Genomic DNA, 19,712 nt, shown 5'->3' on the forward strand with positions numbered 1-19,712 from the left:
GGCGCAGCGCAGGCGGCCCTAGGCGGCAAACAGCGCCGCGTACTGATCGGCCACGAAGCCGAGCGATTTCACGCGGCCGTTGACGACGAGCACGGGACGCTTGATGACCGACGGCTTGTGGATCATCAGCGCGACCGCGCCGGATTTCGTTTCCGCGGCCGCCTTCATGGCGTCGTCCAGGCCGCGCCACGTCGTGCCGCGCTTGTTCACGAGCGCATCGAGCGACACGTCCTTCAGCCAGTCTTCGACGAGCGGGGCGCTGACGCCGAGCTTCTTGAAGTCGTGGAACTCGAACTCGATGCCATGATCGTCGAGCCACACGCGGGCCTTCTTCACGGTGTCGCAGTTCGGAATGCCGTAGACGACCACGGTGCGCGGCTTGGCCATCAGTCGCCTCGCAGCAGCTCGTTCAGGCCGACCTTCGCGCGGGTCTTCGCGTCGACCTTCTTCACGATCACGGCGCAGTACAGGCTGTGCGAGCCGTCCTTCGACGGCAGGTTGCCAGCGACGACGACCGAGCCGGCCGGGATGCGGCCGTAGCTGACTTCGCCCGTCTCGCGATCGTAGATCTTCGTGCTCTGGCCGAGGTACACGCCCATCGAGATCACCGAGTTTTCCTCGACGATCACGCCTTCGACGACTTCCGAGCGCGCGCCGATGAAGCAGTTGTCTTCGATGATGACGGGGTTTGCCTGCAGCGGCTCGAGCACGCCGCCGATGCCGACGCCGCCCGACAGGTGCACGTTCTTGCCGATCTGCGCGCACGAACCGACCGTAGCCCACGTGTCGACCATCGTGCCTTCGTCGACGTATGCGCCGATGTTGGTGTACGACGGCATCAGCACGACGTTCTTCGCGATGAAGGAGCCGCGGCGCGCGATGGCCGGCGGCACGACGCGGAAGCCGCCCGCGGCGAAGTCTTCAGCCGTGTAGTTCGCGAACTTCGACGGCACCTTGTCGTAGAACTGGGAGTAGCCGCCGGCCGGCATCGGCGCGTTGTCCTCCAGGCGGAACGACAGCAGCACGGCCTTCTTCAGCCACTGGTGCACGGTCCAGTTGCCGTCGATCTTCTCGGCAACGCGCAGCGCGCCTTTGTCGAGTTGCTCGATCGCGTGCGCGACGGCTTCGCGGACGTCGGCCGGTGCGGCCTTCGGCGACAGCTCGGCGCGGTTTTCCCAGGCGGTATCGATGATTTGCTGAAGTTGTTGCGACATGTTCGTTTTCGCAGGAGATGGATGGAATTGATCGGATGGACGATTACCGCGCGAGAGACCGGCAGAAATCGACGATGCGTTGCGCGCCCTCGACGCATTCGGGGGTGCCCGCGACGAGCGCGATCCGGATGAAATCGCGGCCCGGGTTCGTGCCGTGCGCGTCGCGCGCGAGGTACGAGCCGGGCAGAACCGTCACATTATAGTCGGCGTACAGGCGGCGGGCGAACTCGGTGTCCGACAGGCCGGTGCGCGCGACGTTGGCCCACAGGTAGAACGCGGCGTCGGGCAGCTTCACGTCGATCACGTCGGCTAGCATCGGCGTGACCGTGTTGAACTTCTGCAGATACAGCGCGCGGTTCTCGCGCACGTGTGCCTCGTCGTTCCACGCGGCGATGCTCGCGTGCTGCCAAACCGGCGACAGCGCGGCGCCGTGGTACGTGCGGTACAGCAGGAATTTCTTCAGCAGCGCGGCGTCGCCGGCGACGAAACCCGAGCGCATGCCCGGCACGTTCGAGCGCTTCGACAGGCTCGACAGCATCACGAGGCGCTCGAAGCCGCGGCCGAGGCGGTGCGCGGCCTCGAGGCCACCGAGCGGCGGCGCTACTTCGTCGAAATAGATTTCGGAGTAGCACTCGTCGGATGCGATCACGAAACCGTGGCGGTCGGACAGTGCGAACAGTTCGCGCCAGTCGTCGAGCGTCAGCACGGCGCCTGTCGGGTTGCCCGGCGAGCACACGTACAGCAGCTGGGTGCGCGCCCAGACTTCATCGGGCACGGCCGCATAGTCGCACGCGAAGTTGCGCGCCGGGTCGCTGTTCGCGAAATAGGGTTCGGCACCGGCCAGCAGCGCCGCGCCTTCGTAAATTTGATAGAAAGGATTCGGACAGAGTACGATCGCTTTCTTGCCGTCCGCGCGTTCGCGCGCGTCGATCACCGTCTGCGCGAGCGAGAACAGCGCCTCGCGCGACCCCGACACGGGCAGCACCTGGGTGGCCGGATCGATCGCCGGCAGCCCGTAGCGGCGTTCGAGCCAGTGCGCGATCGACGTGCGCAGCGCGTCCGAGCCGGCCGTGGCCGGGTACGACGCGAGGCCGTCGAGCGCGGCCACCACGGCGTCGCGGATCAGCGCCGGCGTCGGGTGCTTGGGCTCGCCGATGCCGAAGCTGATCGGTTTCAGGCCGGAAGCGGGCGTCACGTCCTTGAACAGGGCGCGCAGCTTTTCGAAGGGATAGGGCTGGAGCGAGTCGAGTCGAGGGTTCACGGGCGAAGCGGCCATCGCGGCCGGTTGGAGCGAAAGGGGCGGCGCAGGTGCCGCACGGCTGCGAGCGGGCGCCGACGGCGCGCGGCTCGCAGCGGACGATTATAGCGTGACGCAATGCGGTCACGGCCCGCCGGAACGGCGGCCGGGCCGGTCGAATAAAGGGTATCGAACCAAATGAATAACGCGGTACGCGGCAGCCTGCCGACGCTGGCCATCCTGATCGGCGCTTCGGTATGGGGCCTGATCTGGTATCCGCTGCGGATTCTTGCATCGCTCGGTCTCACCGGTACGCTGGCGAGCGCGCTGACGAGCACGGTCGCGTTCCTGTTCGTGATCGTCGTGCGGCATCGCACGATCGCGACGCTGCGCTGGCACTGGGTGCTGCCGGGCATCGCGATCACGGCGGGCGTGACCAACCTCGGCTTCGTGTGGGGCACGATCCACGGCGAGGTGCTGCGCGTGATGCTGCTGTTCTACCTGACCCCGGCATGGACCGCGATCTACGCGCATTTCCTGCTGCGCGAGCGGCTGACCTGGGCCGGCGCGGGGCTGGCTGCGCTGTCGATCGGCGGCGCGATGCTGATGCTGTGGTCGCCGAAGCTCGGCGTGCCGCTGCCGGCCAATCCGGCCGAATGGGCGGGGCTCGCTGCCGGCCTGAGTTTCGCGATGAGCAATGTGCTCGTGATCAAGGCGAGCCGCGAGTTGCCTGAGATGCGCGCCGAGATGCGCACGGCGACGCTGTTCGGCGGCGCGGCCGTGTTCGGCGCGATCGCGTCGCTGTTCGAAGGGTGGCCGGTCGCGCCGGCGGGCGGGCAGCTTGGCATGGCCGCACTGATCATCGTGGCGATCGGCGTGACGATGGCCGCGAACAACCTGCTCGTGCAATACGGGCTTGCGCGCGTGCCGGCGAACCGCGCGTCGATCATCATGCTGTTCGAGATCGTGATCACCGCGCTGTCGGCGTGGGTGTTCGCGAACGAGTTGCCGAGCGCGCGCGAGTGGGCGGGCGGCGCGTGCATCGTGCTGGCGACGCTGCTGTCGAGCCGGGTCCATCGTGCCGCGCCGGCACCGGGCAAACCCGGCGGCGGGCGGGACGGCGCACGCGCGATGGTATGATGGAAGCCGTTTGCGGGGCCCAACGCTGTATGCGCACGGCCCCGCTTTTGAATTCCGGGGCGCATCGCGCGCATGGGCCGTCCGGCCTCGCGCGTCGCGGCCCCGTCCGTTTCACACCTTCTTCACATCCGATACCGCCGTGCGTCTGAGCTCGATCAAACTCGCTGGCTTCAAATCCTTTGTCGATCCCACGCATTTCCAGGTTCCGGGCCAGCTTGTCGGCGTGGTGGGCCCGAACGGGTGCGGCAAGTCCAACATCATCGATGCCGTGCGCTGGGTGCTCGGCGAGTCGCGCGCGTCCGAGCTGCGCGGCGAGTCGATGCAGGACGTGATCTTCAACGGCTCGACCGCCCGCAAGCCCGGCAGCCGGGCCAGCGTGGAACTGATCTTCGACAACTCCGACGGCCGCGCGGCCGGGCAGTGGGGCCAGTACGGCGAGATCGCCGTGAAGCGCGTGCTGACGCGCGACGGCACGTCGAGCTACTACATCAACAACCTGCCGGCACGCCGCCGCGACATCCAGGACATCTTCCTCGGCACGGGCCTCGGGCCGCGTGCGTACGCGATCATCGGGCAGGGCATGATCGCGCGGATCATCGAGGCGAAGCCGGAAGAGCTGCGCGTGTTCCTCGAAGAAGCCGCGGGCGTGTCGAAGTACAAGGAACGCCGTCGCGAGACCGAGAACCGCCTGCACGATACGCGCGAGAACCTGACGCGCGTCGAGGACATCGTCCGCGAGCTCGGCGCGAACCTCGAGAAGCTCGAGGCGCAGGCCGTCGTGGCCACCAAGTACAAGGAACTCGTCGCCGACGGCGAGGAGAAGCAGCGCCTGTTGTGGCTGCTGCGCAAGAACGAGGCCGCGGGCGAGCAGCAGAAGCAGCAGCGCGCGATCGAGCAGGCGCAGATCGACCTCGAGGCGCAGACGGCGAAGCTGCGTGAGGTCGAGTCGCAGCTCGAGACGCTGCGGGTCGCGCATTACTCGGCGAGCGACGCGATGCAGGGCGCGCAGGGCGCGCTCTATGAAGCGAACGCCGAAGTGAGCCGCCTCGAGGCCGAGATCAAGTTCATCGTCGAATCGCGCAACCGCGTGCAGGCGCAGATCGCCGCGTTGAACGCACAGCGCGAGCAATGGCGCGCGCAGGCCGAGAAGGCGCAGGACGAGCTCGAGGAAGCCGAAGAGACGCGCGCGATGGCCGACGAGAAGGCCGCGCTCGCGGAAGACAACGCAGCCGCGAAGCACGACGCGCTGCCGGCGCTCGAGGCGAAATGGCGCGATGCGCAGGCGCAGCTCAACGATGAGCGCGCGCGGATCGCGCAGACCGAACAGTCGCTGAAGCTCGAGGCCGCGCACCAGCGCAATGCCGACCAGCAGCTCCAGCAGCTCCAGCAGCGTCATGAGCGCCTGAAGTCCGAGGCGGGCGGGCTCGACGCACCAGATGAAGCGCAGCTCGAAGAGTTGCGCATGCAGCTCGCCGAGCAGGAAGAGATTCTCGCCGAAGCACAGGCACGCCTTGCCGATGCGCAGGAAGCGCTGCCGCGCCTCGATGGCGAACGCCGTGCCGCGCAGGAGCGCGTGCAGGCCGAAAGCGCGCAGATCCACCAGCTCGAGGCACGGCTCGCCGCACTCAAGCAGCTGCAGGAGAACGTGCAGACCGAAGGCAAGATCCAGCCGTGGCTCGACAAGCACGAGCTCGGCGCGCTGCCGCGCCTGTGGAAGAAGCTGCATGTCGAAGCGGGCTGGGAAGCGGCGCTCGAGGCCGTGCTGCGCGAGCGGCTCGCCGCACTCGAAGTGTCGAATCTCGACTGGGTGAAGGCGTTCGCGACCGATGCGCCGCCCGCGAAGCTCGCGTTCTATGCGCCGCCCGCGGCCGGTGAGCCGCCTGCCGCCGTGGCCGGGCTGCGCCCGGTGCTGTCGCTCGTGCGCATCGACGATGCGGGCATCCGTGCGGTGCTGAACGACTGGCTCGGCAACGTGTACGTCGCCGACGACATCGCGCAGGCGCTCGCGATGCGCGCGCAGCTGCCGGCAGGCGGTGCGTTCGTCGTGAAGGCCGGCCACATCGTTACGCGTGTCGGCGTGCAACTGTACGCGGCCGACTCGGAGCAGGCCGGGATGCTGGCCCGCCAGCAGGAGATCGAGAACCTGACGCGCCAGGTGCGTGCGCAGGCGCTGCTCGCCGACGAGGCCCGCACGGCCGCGGTGCGGGCGGAAGCCGCCCACACGCAGGCCGCGCAGGCGCTCGGCGACGTGCGCGCGCAGGCCGAACGCGCGACGCAGCGCGTGCACGCGCTGCAGATGGACGTGCTGAAGCTCGCGCAGGCACATGAACGCTACACGCAGCGCAGCACGCAGATCCGCGAGGAACTCGAGGAAATCGGTGCGCAGATCGACGAGCAGCGTGCACTGCGTGCGGAGTCGGAAGCGAACTTCGAGCGCTTCGACGGCGAACTCGCGGAACTGCAGGCGCGCTTCGAGGACAACCAGCTCGCGTTCGAAGCGCTCGACGAATCGCTGACGCAGGCGCGCCAGGAAGCGCGCGACCTCGAGCGTGGCGCGAACGACGCGCGCTTCGCCGCGCGCAACGCGGTCACGCGGATCGATGAGCTCAAGCGCAGCATCCAGGTCGCGCACGAGCAGAGCGAGCGCGTCGCCGCGTCGCTGGAAGACGCGCGTGCCGAACTCGAAACGATCAACGAGCAGACCGCGCACACGGGCCTGCAGGATGCGCTCGAAATCCGCGCGGTGAAGGAAGAGGCGCTGCAGGCCGCACGGATCGAACTCGACGACCTGACCGCGAAGCTGCGCGCATCGGACGAGCAGCGTCTCGTCGCCGAGCGTTCGCTGCAGCCGCTGCGCGACCGCATCACCGAGCTGCAGCTGAAGGAGCAGGCCGCGCGCCTGTCCGTCGAGCAGTTTGCCGAGCAGCTCACGGCGGCCGAGGTCGACGAGGAAGCGCTGCGCGAGAAGCTGACGCCGGACCTGAAACCGTCGTACCTGCAGGGCGAGGTCACGCGCCTGAACAACGCGATCAACGCGCTGGGCCCGGTGAACATGGCCGCGCTCGACGAGCTGAAGGCCGCGAGCGAGCGCAAGGTGTTCCTCGATGCGCAGTCGGCCGACCTGACCGACGCGATCACGACGCTCGAGGACGCGATCCACAAGATCGATCAGGAAACCCGCACGTTGCTGCAGGGCACCTTCGACGAGGTCAACCGTCACTTCAGCGATCTGTTCCCGCGCCTGTTCGGCGGCGGTCAGGCGAAGCTGATCATGACGGGCGACGAGATCCTCGATGCGGGCGTGCAGGTGATGGCGCAGCCGCCGGGCAAGAAGAACGCGACCATCCACCTGTTGTCGGGTGGCGAGAAGGCACTGACCGCCACCGCACTGGTGTTCGCGATGTTCCAGCTGAATCCGGCACCGTTCTGTCTGCTCGACGAGGTCGACGCGCCGCTCGACGACGCGAACACCGAGCGTTTCGCGAATCTCGTGCGCGCGATGTCCGACAAGACGCAGTTCCTCTTCATCTCGCACAACAAGATCGCGATGGAGATGGCGCAGCAACTGATCGGCGTGACGATGCAGGAGCAGGGCGTGTCGCGGATCGTGGCGGTGGACATGGAAACCGCCGCGGGTTTTGCCCAGAATTGACGTTTGAAGAAACCGGACCGCGTTCGCGCGGCGCATGGGCGCCCGTTCGCGAGTCCGACGAAAAAGAATTGCTGATGGAGCGTGCATGGACGAGTTGACACTCGGTTTGATCGGCGCGGGCGCCGTCGTGGTGGGCGGCGTCGTGGTCTACAACGCGTGGCAGGGTGCGAAGGTGCGGCGCAGGATGCCGCGCCCGATGCCGGAAGAGACGGCCGAGGCGATGAATCGCCCCGAGCGCGACGATGAGCAGCCGTTCATCGAGCCGGTGCGCCAGCCCGTGCGCCGCGAACCCGCGGCGCCGGCACCCGCCGCCGCCGCGAGCGCGCCGGCCGAAGCCGCGCGCGTCGAGCCGACCTTCGGCGGTGCGGCGCCTGCCGACATGCCGGCCGATCTGCAGGCCGAGGCCACCGGGGTCGACATACAGCCGGAATCGACCGAGGCGGCCGAGCAGTCCGTCGACGAAGGGGCGGTCGCCGCCGCACAGGACGCGCCGGCCGCCGACGCATCGAACGAAACGCCCGAACCCGTGCTGCCGGCCGCGACGACGATTTCGTCGGCGCCGCCCGCAATCGTCGACCGCCGGATCGACTGCATCGTGCCGATTCGCCTCGGCGGGTCGCTGCCGGGCGACAAGATCCTGCCGGCCGCGCAGCGGCTGCGCCGAGCGGGCAGCAAGCCCGTGCATATCGAAGGCAAGCCGGAAGGCGGCCAGTGGGAGCTGCTGCAGAACGGCGTGCGCTATGAAGAGCTGCGCGCGGCCGCCCAGCTAGCGAACCGCAGCGGCGCGCTCAACGAGCTTGAATTCTCCGAATTCGTGACCGGCGTCCAGCAGTTCGCCGATGCAATCGACGGCGCACCCGAATTCCCGGACATGATGGAGACGGTCTCGATGGCGCGCGAGCTCGACGGCTTTGCCGCGCAGTGCGACGCGCAGCTGTCGATCAACGTGATGTCGGACGGCGCGCCGTGGTCGGCGAACTACGTGCAGGCCGTCGCTTCCCAGGACGGGCTGCTGCTGTCGCGCGACGGCACGCGTTTCGTGAAGCTCGACGCGAAGCAGAACCCCGTGTTCATGCTGCAGTTCGGCGACACGAACTTCCTGCGCGACGACCTGACGTACAAGGGCGGCAACATGATCACGCTGGTGCTCGACGTGCCGGTCGCCGAAGAGGATATCCTGCCGTTCCGGCTGATGTGCGACTACGCGAAGTCGCTGTCCGAGCGGATCGGTGCGCGGGTCGTCGACGATTCGCGCCGGCCGCTGCCGGAATCGACGTTGGTCGCGATCGATCAGCAGTTGATGAAGCTGTACGCGAAGCTCGAGGAGGCCGGCATCCCGGCCGGCTCGCCGGTCACGCGCCGCCTCTTCAGCCAGTAACGCGTGTTGCGGGCGGCGGCATGCGGTGCCGCCGCCCGTCGCTGCAGTGCCGCACACACGCCCCCTGTGTGTGCCGCGAGGGGCCGTGCGGCACGCATTGCGAGTCGCCGTTGCGGCGTCAAACTGAGATAATCGAACATCCGATTTTTCAGAACGAAACTGCCGCCAGCATGGCCCGAACCCAAGCCGAACCGCCAGCCAGCCAGCCCGACGCGCGTGCCGCGTGGCTGCGCGACCAACTCGAGCGCGCGAATTACGCCTATTACGTGCTCGACCAGCCGGATCTGCCCGACGCCGAATACGATCGATTGTTTGGCGAGCTGCAGCAACTCGAAACCGCTCATCCCGACCTCGTGACGCCCGATTCGCCGACGCAGCGCGTCGGCGGCGAAGTGGCGAACGGTTTCACACCGGTCGTTCATGACGCGCCGATGCTGTCGCTGAACAACGGCTTCGCCGACGAGGACATCGCCGCGTTCGACAAGCGGGTCGCCGATGCGCTCGACAAGACGACCGATCTTGCCGGCTCGGTGACGGACCCCGTCGAATACGCATGTGAGCTGAAGTTCGACGGGCTCGCGATCTCGCTGCGCTACGAGCAGGGCGTGTTCGTGCAGGCGTCGACGCGCGGCGACGGAACGACCGGCGAGGACGTGACGGAGAACGTCCGCACGATCCGCTCGATCCCGCTGAAGCTGAAGGGTGCACACGTGCCGGCCGTGCTCGACGTGCGCGGCGAGGTGCTGATGTTCAAGCGTGACTTCGCACGCCTGAACGAACGCCAGCGCGCGGCCGAGCAGCGCGAATTCGCGAACCCGCGCAACGCGGCGGCCGGCAGCCTGCGCCAGCTCGATCCGAAGATCACCGCGCAGCGTCCGCTGTCGTTCTTTTCATACGGGATCGGCGTGCTCGACGGGATGCCGATGCCGGACACGCACAGCGCGCTGCTCGACTGGTACGAGTCGCTCGGCCTGCCGGTGAACCGCGAGCGCGCGGTCGTGTACGGCGCCGACGGATTGCTCGGCTTCTTCCGCAAGATCGGCGAGAAGCGCGAGTCGCTGCCGTACGACATCGACGGCGTCGTCTACAAGGTGAACCGGCGCGACGAGCAGGACCGCCTCGGTTTCGTGTCGCGCGCGCCACGCTTTGCGCTCGCGCACAAGTTCCCCGCGCAGGAAGCGCTGACGAAGCTCGTTGCGATCGACGTGCAGGTTGGCCGCACGGGTGCGATCACACCGGTCGCGCGGCTCGAACCCGTGTTCGTCGGCGGCGCGACGGTGACCAACGCGACGCTGCACAACGAGGACGAAGTGCGCCGCAAGGACATCCGGATCGGCGATACGGTGATCGTGCGGCGCGCAGGCGACGTGATCCCCGAAGTCGTCGGTGCGTTGCTCGACCGCCGTCCGGAAGGCGCGGCCGAGTTCGTGATGCCGACCGAATGCCCGGTGTGCGGCTCGAAGATCGAGCGGCTGCCGGACGAGGCGATCGCGCGTTGCACGGGCGGCCTGTTCTGCCCGGCGCAGCGCAAGCAGGCGCTGTGGCACTTCGCGCAGCGCCGCGCGCTCGACATCGACGGCCTGGGCGAAAAGATCATCGATCAGCTCGTCGAATTGAATCTCGTGCGCACGCCGGCCGATCTGTTCAATCTTGGTTTCGCGACGCTCGCGGAACTCGACCGGTTCGCCGAGAAGTCCGCGCAGAATCTGCTCGACTCGCTCGAGAAGGCGAAGCACACGACGCTCGCGCGCTTCATCTACGGGCTCGGGATCCGCCATGTCGGCGAATCGACCGCGAAGGATCTCGCGAAGCATTTCGGGTCGCTGACCCCAATCATGGACGCGTCGATCGAGGAACTGCTCGAAGTGAACGACGTCGGGCCGATCGTGGCCGAGTCGCTTCACCAGTTCTTCGCGGAAGAGCACAACCGCACCGTGATCGAGCAGCTGCGCGCGCCCGGCAAGGTCACATGGCCCGAAGGCCCGCCCGCGCCGAAGGCGCCGCAGGGCGTGCTGGCCGGCAAGACGGTCGTGCTGACGGGCACGCTGCCTACGCTCACGCGTGACGCGGCGAAGGAGATGCTCGAAGCGGCGGGCGCGAAAGTCTCGGGCTCGGTATCGAAGAAGACGGATTACGTGGTCGCGGGCGCCGAAGCCGGCAGCAAGCTCGCGAAGGCCGAGGAACTCGGCATCCCCGTACTGGACGAAGACGGACTGCACCAACTCCTGGAGGGCAACACGCCATGATTCGCGAGATCCTGAAGATGGGCGATCCGCGCCTGCTCGAAGTCGCCAAGCCGGTCGAGCGGTTCGATACCCCCGAACTGCACGAGATCGTCGCGGACATGTTCGAGACGATGCATCACGCGAACGGCGCCGGGCTTGCCGCGCCGCAGATCGGCATCGGGCTGCAGCTCATTATCTTCGGCTTCGGCAGCAACAACCGCTATCCGGACGCACCGCCCGTACCCGAGACGGTGCTGATCAACCCGAAGCTCGAGTACATGCCGCCGGACATGGAAGAGGGCTGGGAAGGTTGTCTGTCGGTGCCTGGCATGCGCGGCGTCGTCAGCCGCTATGCGAAGGTGCGCTACAGCGGTTTCGACCAGTTCGGCGCGAAGATCGATCGCGTCGCCGAAGGCTTCCATGCGCGGGTCGTCCAGCACGAATACGATCACCTGATCGGCAAGCTATATCCGATGCGGATCACCGACTTCACGCGCTTCGGCTTCACCGAGGTGCTGTTCCCGGGGCTCGATCCGACCGACGACGACTGACCGGCACGCGGCGCTGCGCCAGGTTGCGCGCCGTCGTCGTACCGGAAATGAAAAAGCCCGCTTGCGCGGGCTTTTTCATTGCGTGGCACGCGGTGCGTGCCCGATGTCAGAACGACTCGTCGGCCGACAGGTAGCGCCATTGTCCTTGCGGCAGCGCGCCGAGCATCACGCGGCCCATCCGCACGCGCTTCAGGCCGATCACTTCGAGACCGACCAGTTCGCACATCCGGCGGATCTGGCGCTTCTTGCCTTCACGCAGCACGAAACGCAACTGTTCGCCGTTTTGCCAGCTCACCATCGCAGGCTTCAGCGCGACGCCGTCGAGTTCGAGGCCGTGGCGCAGCTTCGCGAGCGATTCCGCGGGGAAGTGCTGGTCGATGTCGATCAGCCGTTCGCCGAAGCGCACGCGCACCAGGTACTCCTTGTCGATATCCGATTGCTCGCCGATCAGCTGCTTCGCGATCCGGCCGTTCTGCGTCAGCACGAGCAGGCCGGTCGAATCGATGTCGAGCCGGCCGGCCGGCGCGAGCGCGTGCAGGTGTTGCGGTGAGAAGCGTACCTGCGAGCGGTCGCCGCTCCACTGGTTCGCGCGCGTGATCAACACCGACGCGGGCTCGTAGCCGTCTTCCGCTTGACCCGACACATAGCCGACCGGCTTGTGCAGCAGGATCGTCACTTGTGCGGCCTGCGCGGCGCTCGCGCGCTCGTCGATCTCGATCTTCTGGTCCGGACGGACCTTGGTGCCGAGCGTGTCGATGCGTTCGCCGTCAACGAGCACCCAGCCCTTTTCGATCCATTCGTCGGCTTCGCGGCGCGAGCACAGGCCAAGTTCCGACATGCGCTTCGACAGGCGCATCAGGCCGGTTTCATCGCCGTGATCGATGTCGGCGGCGCGGCGTTTGACCGGTTGTGCGGTTTTCAGCGCGGTACCGCTCGAGCGACGCTCGGTGCTGCTGCGCTCGCCGTCGCGTGCGGGGCGAGCCGGGCGATCGCCGAAGCTGCGCTTTTCGCCGTACCCGGCTGCCTTGTCGCGATAGGGCGCGCGTGCGCCACCTTCGCTGGCACTTGCGCGACGCGGACGTGCATCGTCATCGCGGCGTGCCGGGCGATCCGACGACGTGCGGCGGTCGCCGAAGCTGCGCTTTGCGCCTTCGCCGCCGGCGTTGTCGCGATAGGGTGCGCGTGCGCCGCCTTCGCTGGCACCTGCACGACGCGGACGTACGTCGTCATCGCGGCGTGCCGGGCGATCCGACGACGTACGGCGATCACCGAAGCTGCGCTTCGCGCCTTCGCCGGCTGCGTTGTCTCGATACGGTGCGCGTGCACCGCCTTCACTGGAACCTGCGCGACGCGGCCGAGCATCGTCGTCGCTGCGGCGGGGCGGGCGATCCGACGACGTACGGCGATCACCGAAGCTGCGCTTCGCGCCTTCGCCGGCTGCCTTGTCTCGATACGGCGCACGTGCGCCGCCTTCGCTGGAACCTGCGCGACGCGGTCGCGCATCGGGTTTGCCGTCAGCGCCGCGATAGCCACGTTCGGCACCGCCGTCACGCGGCGCACGCTTGGCCGGTGCGCGATCCGCGCCCGGGCGCTCGGCGCCCGCGGCAGTGCGGGGCTTGAACATGCGTTCGCCGGCGGCGGCCGGGGACGCCTTCTTCGGGCGAGCCGGCTTGTCCCCTGCGGGCGGCGCGGCGGGGCGCACCGCCTTGCGGGCGACGAGGCTGCCGGAGCGGACGGGTGCGCGGGTCGGCGACGCCGGCCGCGGATTCTTGACGGTCAATTTGGTGCGCATAAACGCTGGGATTCATTCAGACTGCGATCGCGCGCAGCAATTCGGTTTCGAGCTGGATCTGCAGGCGGTTGTCGGACAGGCCGGCACCGTCGAGCAGGAAGATATCCTCGACGCGTTCGCCGAGCGTATTGATCCGCGCCGCGTGGACGCCGACCTGATGCTCGGCCAGTACGCGCGCGATCGAATAGAGAAGGCCCGGCCGGTCGTTGGCGGACACGGACAGGATGTAGTACTGGCCGCGCTCGTCGGCCCGGAGGTCGACGCGCGGCGTGATCGGAAACGTCCGGGACAGCCGCGACAGGCGACCCTTGGACGGCTCGGGCAGTGATGCGGTATCGGCAAGGCGCGTGGCGAGCTGCTGTTCGACGAGATTCGCGATGTCGCGGTAGCGCACGTCGCTTTCGGTCTGCGTGACGATGAAGTTGTCGAGCGCATAGCCGTGCCGCGTGGTGCTGACGCGCGCATCGAGCACCGACAGGCCGTTGCGGTCGAAGTACGCGCAGATGCCCGCGAACAGGTCGGGGCGGTCCTTCACGTACACGAGCACCTGCAGCGCGTCGCCGATCGGCGACGGCCGCGCGCGCACGATCGCGGTCTCGGCGTTCACGTGCCGGTACAGCACGCGCGTCTGCCATGCGATGTCGGCTGCATCGTGACGCAGGAAGAAGCCGACGTCGAGCTGATCCCACAGCGCGCGGTGTGCGTCGTCGGGCACGGTTTCGAGGCGCAGCAGCGCAAGCGCCTGCTCCTGCCGCGATTTCAGTTCCGAATGCGCGTCGGGGTTGGCGCCGCCGAGCACCGCGAGCGTGATGCGGTACAGGTCCTCCAGCAGCTTGCCCTTCCACGTGTTCCATACCTTCGGGCTCGTGCCGCGGATATCGGCTACGGTCAGCAGGTAGAGCGCGGTGAGGTACCGTTCGTTGCCGACGACATCGGCGAAGCGCTTGATGACTTCCGGATCGCTCGTGTCCTGCTTCTGTGCGACCTGGCTCATCGTCAGGTGATGCTGGACGAGCCATACGATCAGCGCCGCGTCGTCGCCGGCGATCCCGTGCTCGCGGCAGAAGCGCCGCGCGTCCGCCATCCCGAGCGTCGAGTGGTCGCCGCCGCGGCCTTTCGCGATGTCGTGGAACAGCGCCGCGACGTACAGCACCCACGGGCGCTCGAAATTGCCGATCAGCTGGCTGCAGAACGGGTATTCGTGCGCATGTTCGGCCACCGCGAAACGGCGGATGTTGCGTAGCACCATCAGGATGTGCTGGTCGACCGTGTACACGTGATACAGGTCGTGCTGCATCTGGCCGACGATGCGGCGGAAATTCAACAGGTAGCGGCCGAGCACGCTCGTCTGGTTCATCAGCCGGAATGCATGCGTGATGCCTTCGGGCTGCTGCAGGATCTGCATGAACGTGCGGCGGTTCTGCGGATCGCGCCGCCACGTGTTGTTCATGATCTCGCGCGAGTTGTACAGCGCGCGCAGCGTACGGGCGGACAGGCCCTTCACGCCGCGGGTCGCTTCGTACAGCAGGAACGCTTCGAGGATCGCATCGGGATGACGTTCGAATACGCCGTCGTCGACGATCTCGAGCATGCCCTGCTTCTCGACGAAGCGATCGGGCGACAGCACGCGCGTGATGCCGCTCGTCGCGGGGAACAGTTGCGCCTCGATGTTCTGGATCAGGATCGTCGCGAGCTGCGTGACTGCCTTCGCGGCCCAGTAGTAGCGGCGCATCAGCTGCTCGCTCGCGCGCTTGGCTTGCGTCGGCCGGTAGCCGAAACTCTCGGCGGCCTGCGTCTGCAGGTCGAACACGAGCATGTCCTGGCGGCGGCCGGCGATCACGTGCAGCCGCGCGCGCAGCGTCTTCAGGAATCCTTCGTTGCGGCGCAGCTCGCGCGCCTCGCGCTCGGTGATGAGCCCGCGCGTGTCCAGCTCGCGCCAGCTGCTGCCGAAGCCGGCCGCGCGCGCGATCCACAGGATCGTCTGCAGGTCGCGCAGGCCGCCCGGGCTTTCCTTCACGTTCGGCTCGAGGCTGTAGGGCGTGTCCTGGAACTTCGCGTGGCGCTGGCGCATCTCGAGCACCTTTGCGGTGAAGAACGCGCGCGCGTCGAGTGCCTCGTGATACCGCACGGTGAAGCGCTCGAACAGCGCGGTGCTGCCGACGATGCGGCGCGCTTCGAGCAGCGAGGTCTGCACGGTGACGTCCTGCGACGCTTCCTCGATGCATTGCGCGACCGTGCGCACGCTGCTGCCGATCTCGAGGCCGAGATCCCATGCCATCCCGATGAAGCGCTCGATGCGCGCGTCGAGCGCCGGGTCGTGCGCATCGGGCAGCAGCACGAGGATGTCGACGTCGGAGTGGGGTGCGAGCTCGCCGCGCCCGTAGCCGCCGACGGCGACGAGCGTGAGCGTCGCGGGCAGCCCGCAGTCGTCCCATACGCGCTTGAGCGCATCGTCGGTGAGTTTCGACAACGCATGCATCAGCGACGCGACGTTCGTCGCGCTGCGAAAGCGCTCGAGCATGTCGACCTTGGCGGCCTTGAATTCGGCGCGCCGCGACAGCGCGTCGGGCGAGGGGGCGGCGTGAGCGCTCATGGGTGGCGGTTCAGGTCAGGGGGCGGGCAGGGCGGGCTGGCGCGACGGCGCTCAAACCGCGGCGGCCGGTTGTGCGAACACCGGGCGTGCCGGCGTGCCTGCCGACACGGTCAGCACCTCGTAGCCCGTCTCGGTGACGAGTACCGTGTGCTCCCATTGCGCGGACAGGCTGCGGTCGCGCGTCTTGACCGTCCACTGGTCGGGCATCGTGCGGATGTCGCGCTTGCCGGCGTTGATCATCGGCTCGATCGTGAAGATCATCCCGGCCTTCAGCTCGATGCCGGTGCCCGGACGGCCGTAGTGGACGACCTGCGGATCTTCATGGAACACCGTGCCGATGCCGTGGCCGCAGTATTCGCGCACGACGCTGTAGCCCTGTGCTTCCGCGTGCTTCTGGATCGCGTAGCCGATGTCGCCGAGGTGTGCACCGGGCTTGACCTGGTCAATGCCGAGCCACATGCACTCGTAGGTGGTCTGCACGAGGCGTTTCGCGAGGATCGAGCCTTCGCCGACGATGAACATCCGGCTGGTGTCGCCGAAGTAGCCGTTCTTGATCACGGTGATGTCGATGTTCAGCGCGTCGCCGTTCTTGATCACCTTCTCGCCCGGGATGCCGTGGCAGATCACGTCGTTGACCGAGATGCAGGTCGCTTTCGGGTACGGCGGATAGCCGGGCGGCTGATAATTCAGCGGCGCGGGGATCGTGCCCTGCTCGTTGAGCATGAATTCGTGACAGAGCCGGTCGAGTTCGGCGGTCGTGACGCCCGCGACGACGTGCGGCGTGATGAAGTCGAGCACTTCGCTCGCGAGACGGCAGGCGACGCGCATCTCGGCGATGTCGTGTTCGTTTTTGAGCGTAATAGCCATCGAGGTATGCCTGGAATGCGGTGAATTGACGGATTATCGCACCTTATGGCGGGCCTCGCAGCCCCTGCCGGCGGTGCCGATGCGGGTTTTCGCGGATTGTCCGGCCGGCTGCCGCGCGGCAAGCGAAAGTGGTGGGCGACTTGAGAGCCGACAAATCGGCATGCTATACTCTTTGGCTAAGTCGACATCCAAATGCCGAACATGCCCCGTTTTGGGGCGGCATGGCGATGAAAGGCTTGCGGCACGGGCATTTCCGCACGTGCCGAATCGCAAGCCGGCGCAACCAGGGTGCCGGCCGCGCGGAACGAGGGCCCTTCGGGCACGTTCGCGCGGCGGTACGGCAGCCGGCTTAAGACCCAACCCTCGTGGAGAATTTACATGGCAGTCACGATGCGCCAAATGCTGGAAGCGGGTGTCCACTTCGGTCACCAGACGCGCTTCTGGAACCCGAAGATGGCTCCGTTCATTTTCGGTCACCGCAACAAGATTCACATCATCAACCTCGAAAAGACGCTGCCGATGTTCACGGACGCACAGAAGTACGTGCGCCAGCTGGCAGCGAACCGCGGCACGATCCTGTTCGTCGGCACGAAGCGCCAGTCGCGTGACACGATCGCCCAGGAAGCGCAGCGCGCGGGCATGCCGTTCGTCAACGCACGCTGGCTCGGCGGCATGATGACCAACTTCAAGACGCTGAAGGTTTCGATCAAGCGCCTGAAGGACATGGAAGCGGCAGTCGAGGCAGGCGAGCTCGAGAAGATGAGCAAGAAGGAAGCGCTGCTGTTCGAACGCGAAATCGCCAAGCTGCAGAAGTCGATCGGCGGCGTGAAGGACATGGGCGGCATTCCGGACGCAATCTTCGTCGTCGACGTCGGCTACCACAAGATCGCCGTCACGGAAGCGAACAAGCTGGGCGTGCCGGTCATCGCCGTGGTCGACACGAACCACTCGCCGGAAGGTGTGGACTACGTGATCCCGGGTAACGACGACTCGAGCAAGGCAGTCGCGCTGTACGCCGAAGGCGTGGCCGATGCGATCCTGGAAGGCCGTGCGAACGCGGTCAACGAAGTGGTCCAGGCAGCGCGTGGCGACGACGAGTACGTCGAGGAAAACGCGTAACTGGCCCCGAGCCGGCGCAAAAAGGGGGCTCTCAACAGGCCCCCTTTTTTTAAGCTTGTGCGCCGGACCTGATCGCGCCGAATCGGTGCGGGTCCGGAAACGATTTTCGGCCGTTCGCGTCCAAGCGGGCGGCGTTGTGAATACAGACTCAAGGAGCGAATGATGGCGGCAATTACCGCAAGCATGGTGGCAGAACTGCGCGCAAAGACCGACGCACCGATGATGGAGTGCAAGAAGGCGCTGACGGAAGCCGACGGCGACCTGGCCAAGGCTGAAGAGCTGCTGCGCGTCAAGCTCGGCAACAAGGCGAGCAAGGCGGCATCGCGCGTGACGGCCGAAGGCGTCGTCGCATCGTTCGTCGGCGGCAACGCGGGCGCGCTGGTCGAGCTGAACTGCGAAACCGACTTCGTCGCGAAGAACGACGACTTCCTCGCGTTCTCGAAGACGGTTGCAGAACTCGTCGCGACGCAAAACCCGGCTGACGTGGCAGCACTGTCGGCACTGCCGCTCGAAGGCTCGACCGTCGACGCAGTCCGTCTGGCTCTGATCGGCAAGATCGGCGAGAACGTGTCGATCCGCCGTTTCGTCCGTTTCGAAACCGCGAACAAGATCGCGACGTACCTGCACGGCGCGCGTATCGGCGTGATCGTCGAGTACACGGGTGCTGAAGAGCAGGTCGGCAAGGACGTCGCGATGCACATCGCCGCGATGAAGCCGGTCGCGCTGTCGTCGGCCGACGTGCCGGCGGAACTGATCGAGACGGAACGCCGCGTGGCCGAGCAGAAGGCTGCCGAATCGGGCAAGCCGGCTGAAATCGTCGCGAAGATGGTCGACGGCAGCGTCCAGAAGTACCTGAAGGAAGTGTCGCTGCTGAACCAGACGTTCGTGAAGAACGACAAGCAGACGATCGAGCAGATGTTGAAGGCGGCGGATTCGGCAGTGCAGAAGTTCGCGCTGTTCGTCGTCGGCGAAGGCATCGAGAAGCGCCAGGACGACTTCGCCGCCGAAGTGGCCGCGCAAGTCGCAGCAGCAAAGCAGCAGTAAGCAGTCAGGCAGTATCCGCGGCGGGCGTCCGCCCCGCTGCGGCCGGCGGCGCCGCCGGCCGGCCGGGAACCCCGGCCCGACCGTCGGCGCTTGCCCGAATCAGTATTTCGCCCCTACAGTTCGTGGTTGTCATCCTCTCGTCGCTCGGAAGCCCCTATGTCCAATGCCTATAAACGCGTCCTCCTCAAACTCTCCGGCGAAGCGCTGATGGGCGACGATGCCTTCGGCATCAATCGCGCGACGATCGAACGGATGGTGGCGGATATCGCCGAAGTCGTGGGTCTCGGTACGCAGCTCGCGGTCGTGATCGGCGGCGGTAACATTTTCCGCGGTGTAGCGGGCGGCGCGGCCGGCATGGACCGCGCGACGGCCGACTACATGGGGATGCTGGCGACGATGATGAACGCGCTGGCGCTGCAGGACGCGATGCGCCACGCCGGCATCGTCGCGCGCGTGCAGTCCGCGCTGCGCATGGACCAGGTCGTCGAGCCGTACATCCGGCCCCGCGCGATCCGCCAGCTCGAGGAAGGCAAGGTCGTGATCTTCGCGGCCGGTACGGGCAACCCGTTCTTCACGACGGACACGGCCGCCGCGCTGCGCGGTTCGGAAGTGGGCGCCGAGGTCGTACTGAAGGCGACCAAGGTCGATGGCGTATATTCTGCCGATCCGAAGAAGGATCCGTCGGCCACGCGCTACACGACGATCAGCTTCGACGAGGCGATCAGCCGCAATCTGCAGGTGATGGACGCGACGGCCTTCGCGCTGTGCCGCGACCAGAAGCTGCCGATTCGTGTGTTTTCGATCAACAAGCCGGGCGCGCTCAAGCGTATCGTGCTGGGCGAGGACGAAGGTACGCTCGTCCACGTGTAAACTCCCGCGGATGCGGGCAAGCGGCGTGGG

At 67.0% G+C, this 19,712-nt stretch carries 14 protein-coding genes; 8 read left to right on the top strand and 6 right to left on the bottom strand.

What is annotated here, in order from left to right; all coding sequences use genetic code 11:
• Positions 1-18: 18 nt before the first annotated feature.
• From DIE15_RS09910 to dapC, 3 genes are read right to left on the bottom strand one after another with little or no spacing between them, the layout of a single operon-like run.
• Positions 19-387 carry an ArsC family reductase gene (locus DIE15_RS09910; protein WP_057929777.1) on the bottom strand — a complete coding sequence of 123 codons (369 nt, stop codon included), beginning with the start codon at positions 385-387 and terminating at the stop codon, positions 19-21.
• Positions 387-1,214 carry a 2,3,4,5-tetrahydropyridine-2,6-dicarboxylate N-succinyltransferase gene (dapD, locus tag DIE15_RS09915; protein ID WP_006478479.1) on the bottom strand — a complete coding sequence of 276 codons (828 nt, stop codon included), beginning with the start codon at positions 1,212-1,214 and terminating at the stop codon, positions 387-389. Before dapD ends, DIE15_RS09910 begins: the two co-directional genes overlap by 1 nt.
• Before the next feature lie 43 nt (positions 1,215-1,257).
• Complete coding sequence (gene dapC / locus DIE15_RS09920) at positions 1,258-2,490, bottom strand: succinyldiaminopimelate transaminase (protein ID WP_057929778.1); 1,233 nt, start codon at positions 2,488-2,490, stop codon at positions 1,258-1,260.
• A 159-nt stretch (positions 2,491-2,649) separates the two neighbouring features.
• On the opposite strand from dapC, the gene DIE15_RS09925 reads away from it, so the two are divergent.
• The 5 genes from DIE15_RS09925 to def all read left to right on the top strand — a co-directional run bounded on the left by DIE15_RS09925 (position 2,650) and on the right by def (position 11,397).
• On the top strand, positions 2,650-3,591 hold the full coding sequence (locus tag DIE15_RS09925; protein WP_057929779.1) for a DMT family transporter: 942 nt from the start codon (positions 2,650-2,652) through the stop codon (positions 3,589-3,591).
• Between the two features lie 139 nt (positions 3,592-3,730).
• Positions 3,731-7,243, top strand: coding sequence for a chromosome segregation protein SMC (smc, locus tag DIE15_RS09930; protein WP_124833108.1), 3,513 nt, complete (start codon positions 3,731-3,733; stop codon positions 7,241-7,243).
• An 85-nt stretch (positions 7,244-7,328) separates the two neighbouring features.
• Positions 7,329-8,621, top strand: a complete 1,293-nt coding sequence (locus tag DIE15_RS09935) for a cell division protein ZipA C-terminal FtsZ-binding domain-containing protein (protein WP_124833109.1) — start codon at positions 7,329-7,331, stop codon at positions 8,619-8,621.
• Positions 8,622-8,791: 170 nt separating this feature from the next.
• Positions 8,792-10,867, top strand: coding sequence for an NAD-dependent DNA ligase LigA (gene ligA / locus DIE15_RS09940; protein ID WP_057929782.1), 2,076 nt, complete (start codon positions 8,792-8,794; stop codon positions 10,865-10,867).
• Positions 10,864-11,397 (top strand): peptide deformylase, encoded by a 534-nt coding sequence (def, locus tag DIE15_RS09945; protein ID WP_057929783.1) that lies wholly within the window; start codon positions 10,864-10,866, stop codon positions 11,395-11,397. The genes ligA and def overlap by 4 nt, the downstream gene beginning before the upstream one ends.
• A 106-nt stretch (positions 11,398-11,503) precedes the next feature.
• Here the strand turns inward: def and DIE15_RS09950 are convergent, their stop codons facing one another.
• The 3 genes from DIE15_RS09950 to map are packed head-to-tail and all read right to left on the bottom strand — an operon-like array spanning position 11,504 to position 16,649.
• Positions 11,504-13,189: a pseudouridine synthase gene (locus DIE15_RS09950; protein ID WP_124833110.1), complete on the bottom strand. Its 1,686-nt coding sequence runs from the start codon at positions 13,187-13,189 to the stop codon at positions 11,504-11,506.
• 16 nt (positions 13,190-13,205) lie between these two features.
• Positions 13,206-15,782: a [protein-PII] uridylyltransferase gene (locus tag DIE15_RS09955; protein WP_124833111.1), complete on the bottom strand. Its 2,577-nt coding sequence runs from the start codon at positions 15,780-15,782 to the stop codon at positions 13,206-13,208.
• Positions 15,783-15,833: 51 nt separating this feature from the next.
• Entirely contained in the window at positions 15,834-16,649 is an 816-nt protein-coding gene (map, locus tag DIE15_RS09960; RefSeq protein WP_012328760.1) for a type I methionyl aminopeptidase, read from the bottom strand.
• Positions 16,650-17,027: 378 nt separating this feature from the next.
• On the opposite strand from map, the gene rpsB reads away from it, so the two are divergent.
• From rpsB to pyrH, 3 genes are all read left to right on the top strand, one after another.
• Entirely contained in the window at positions 17,028-17,768 is a 741-nt protein-coding gene (rpsB, locus tag DIE15_RS09970) for a 30S ribosomal protein S2 (protein ID WP_006752149.1), read from the top strand.
• A gap of 162 nt (positions 17,769-17,930) precedes the next feature.
• The gene (gene tsf / locus DIE15_RS09975; protein ID WP_034184758.1) at positions 17,931-18,812 is read left to right on the top strand and encodes a translation elongation factor Ts; all 882 of its coding nucleotides are present in this window, start codon (positions 17,931-17,933) and stop codon (positions 18,810-18,812) included.
• Positions 18,813-18,968: 156 nt separating this feature from the next.
• Positions 18,969-19,682, top strand: a complete 714-nt coding sequence (pyrH, locus tag DIE15_RS09980; protein ID WP_011885142.1) for a UMP kinase — start codon at positions 18,969-18,971, stop codon at positions 19,680-19,682.
• Positions 19,683-19,712 lie beyond the last annotated feature (30 nt).

The sequence above is a fragment of the Burkholderia sp. Bp9031 genome, from assembly GCF_003857965.1.
GTDB classification, from domain to species: Bacteria; Pseudomonadota; Gammaproteobacteria; order Burkholderiales; family Burkholderiaceae; genus Burkholderia; species Burkholderia ambifaria_A.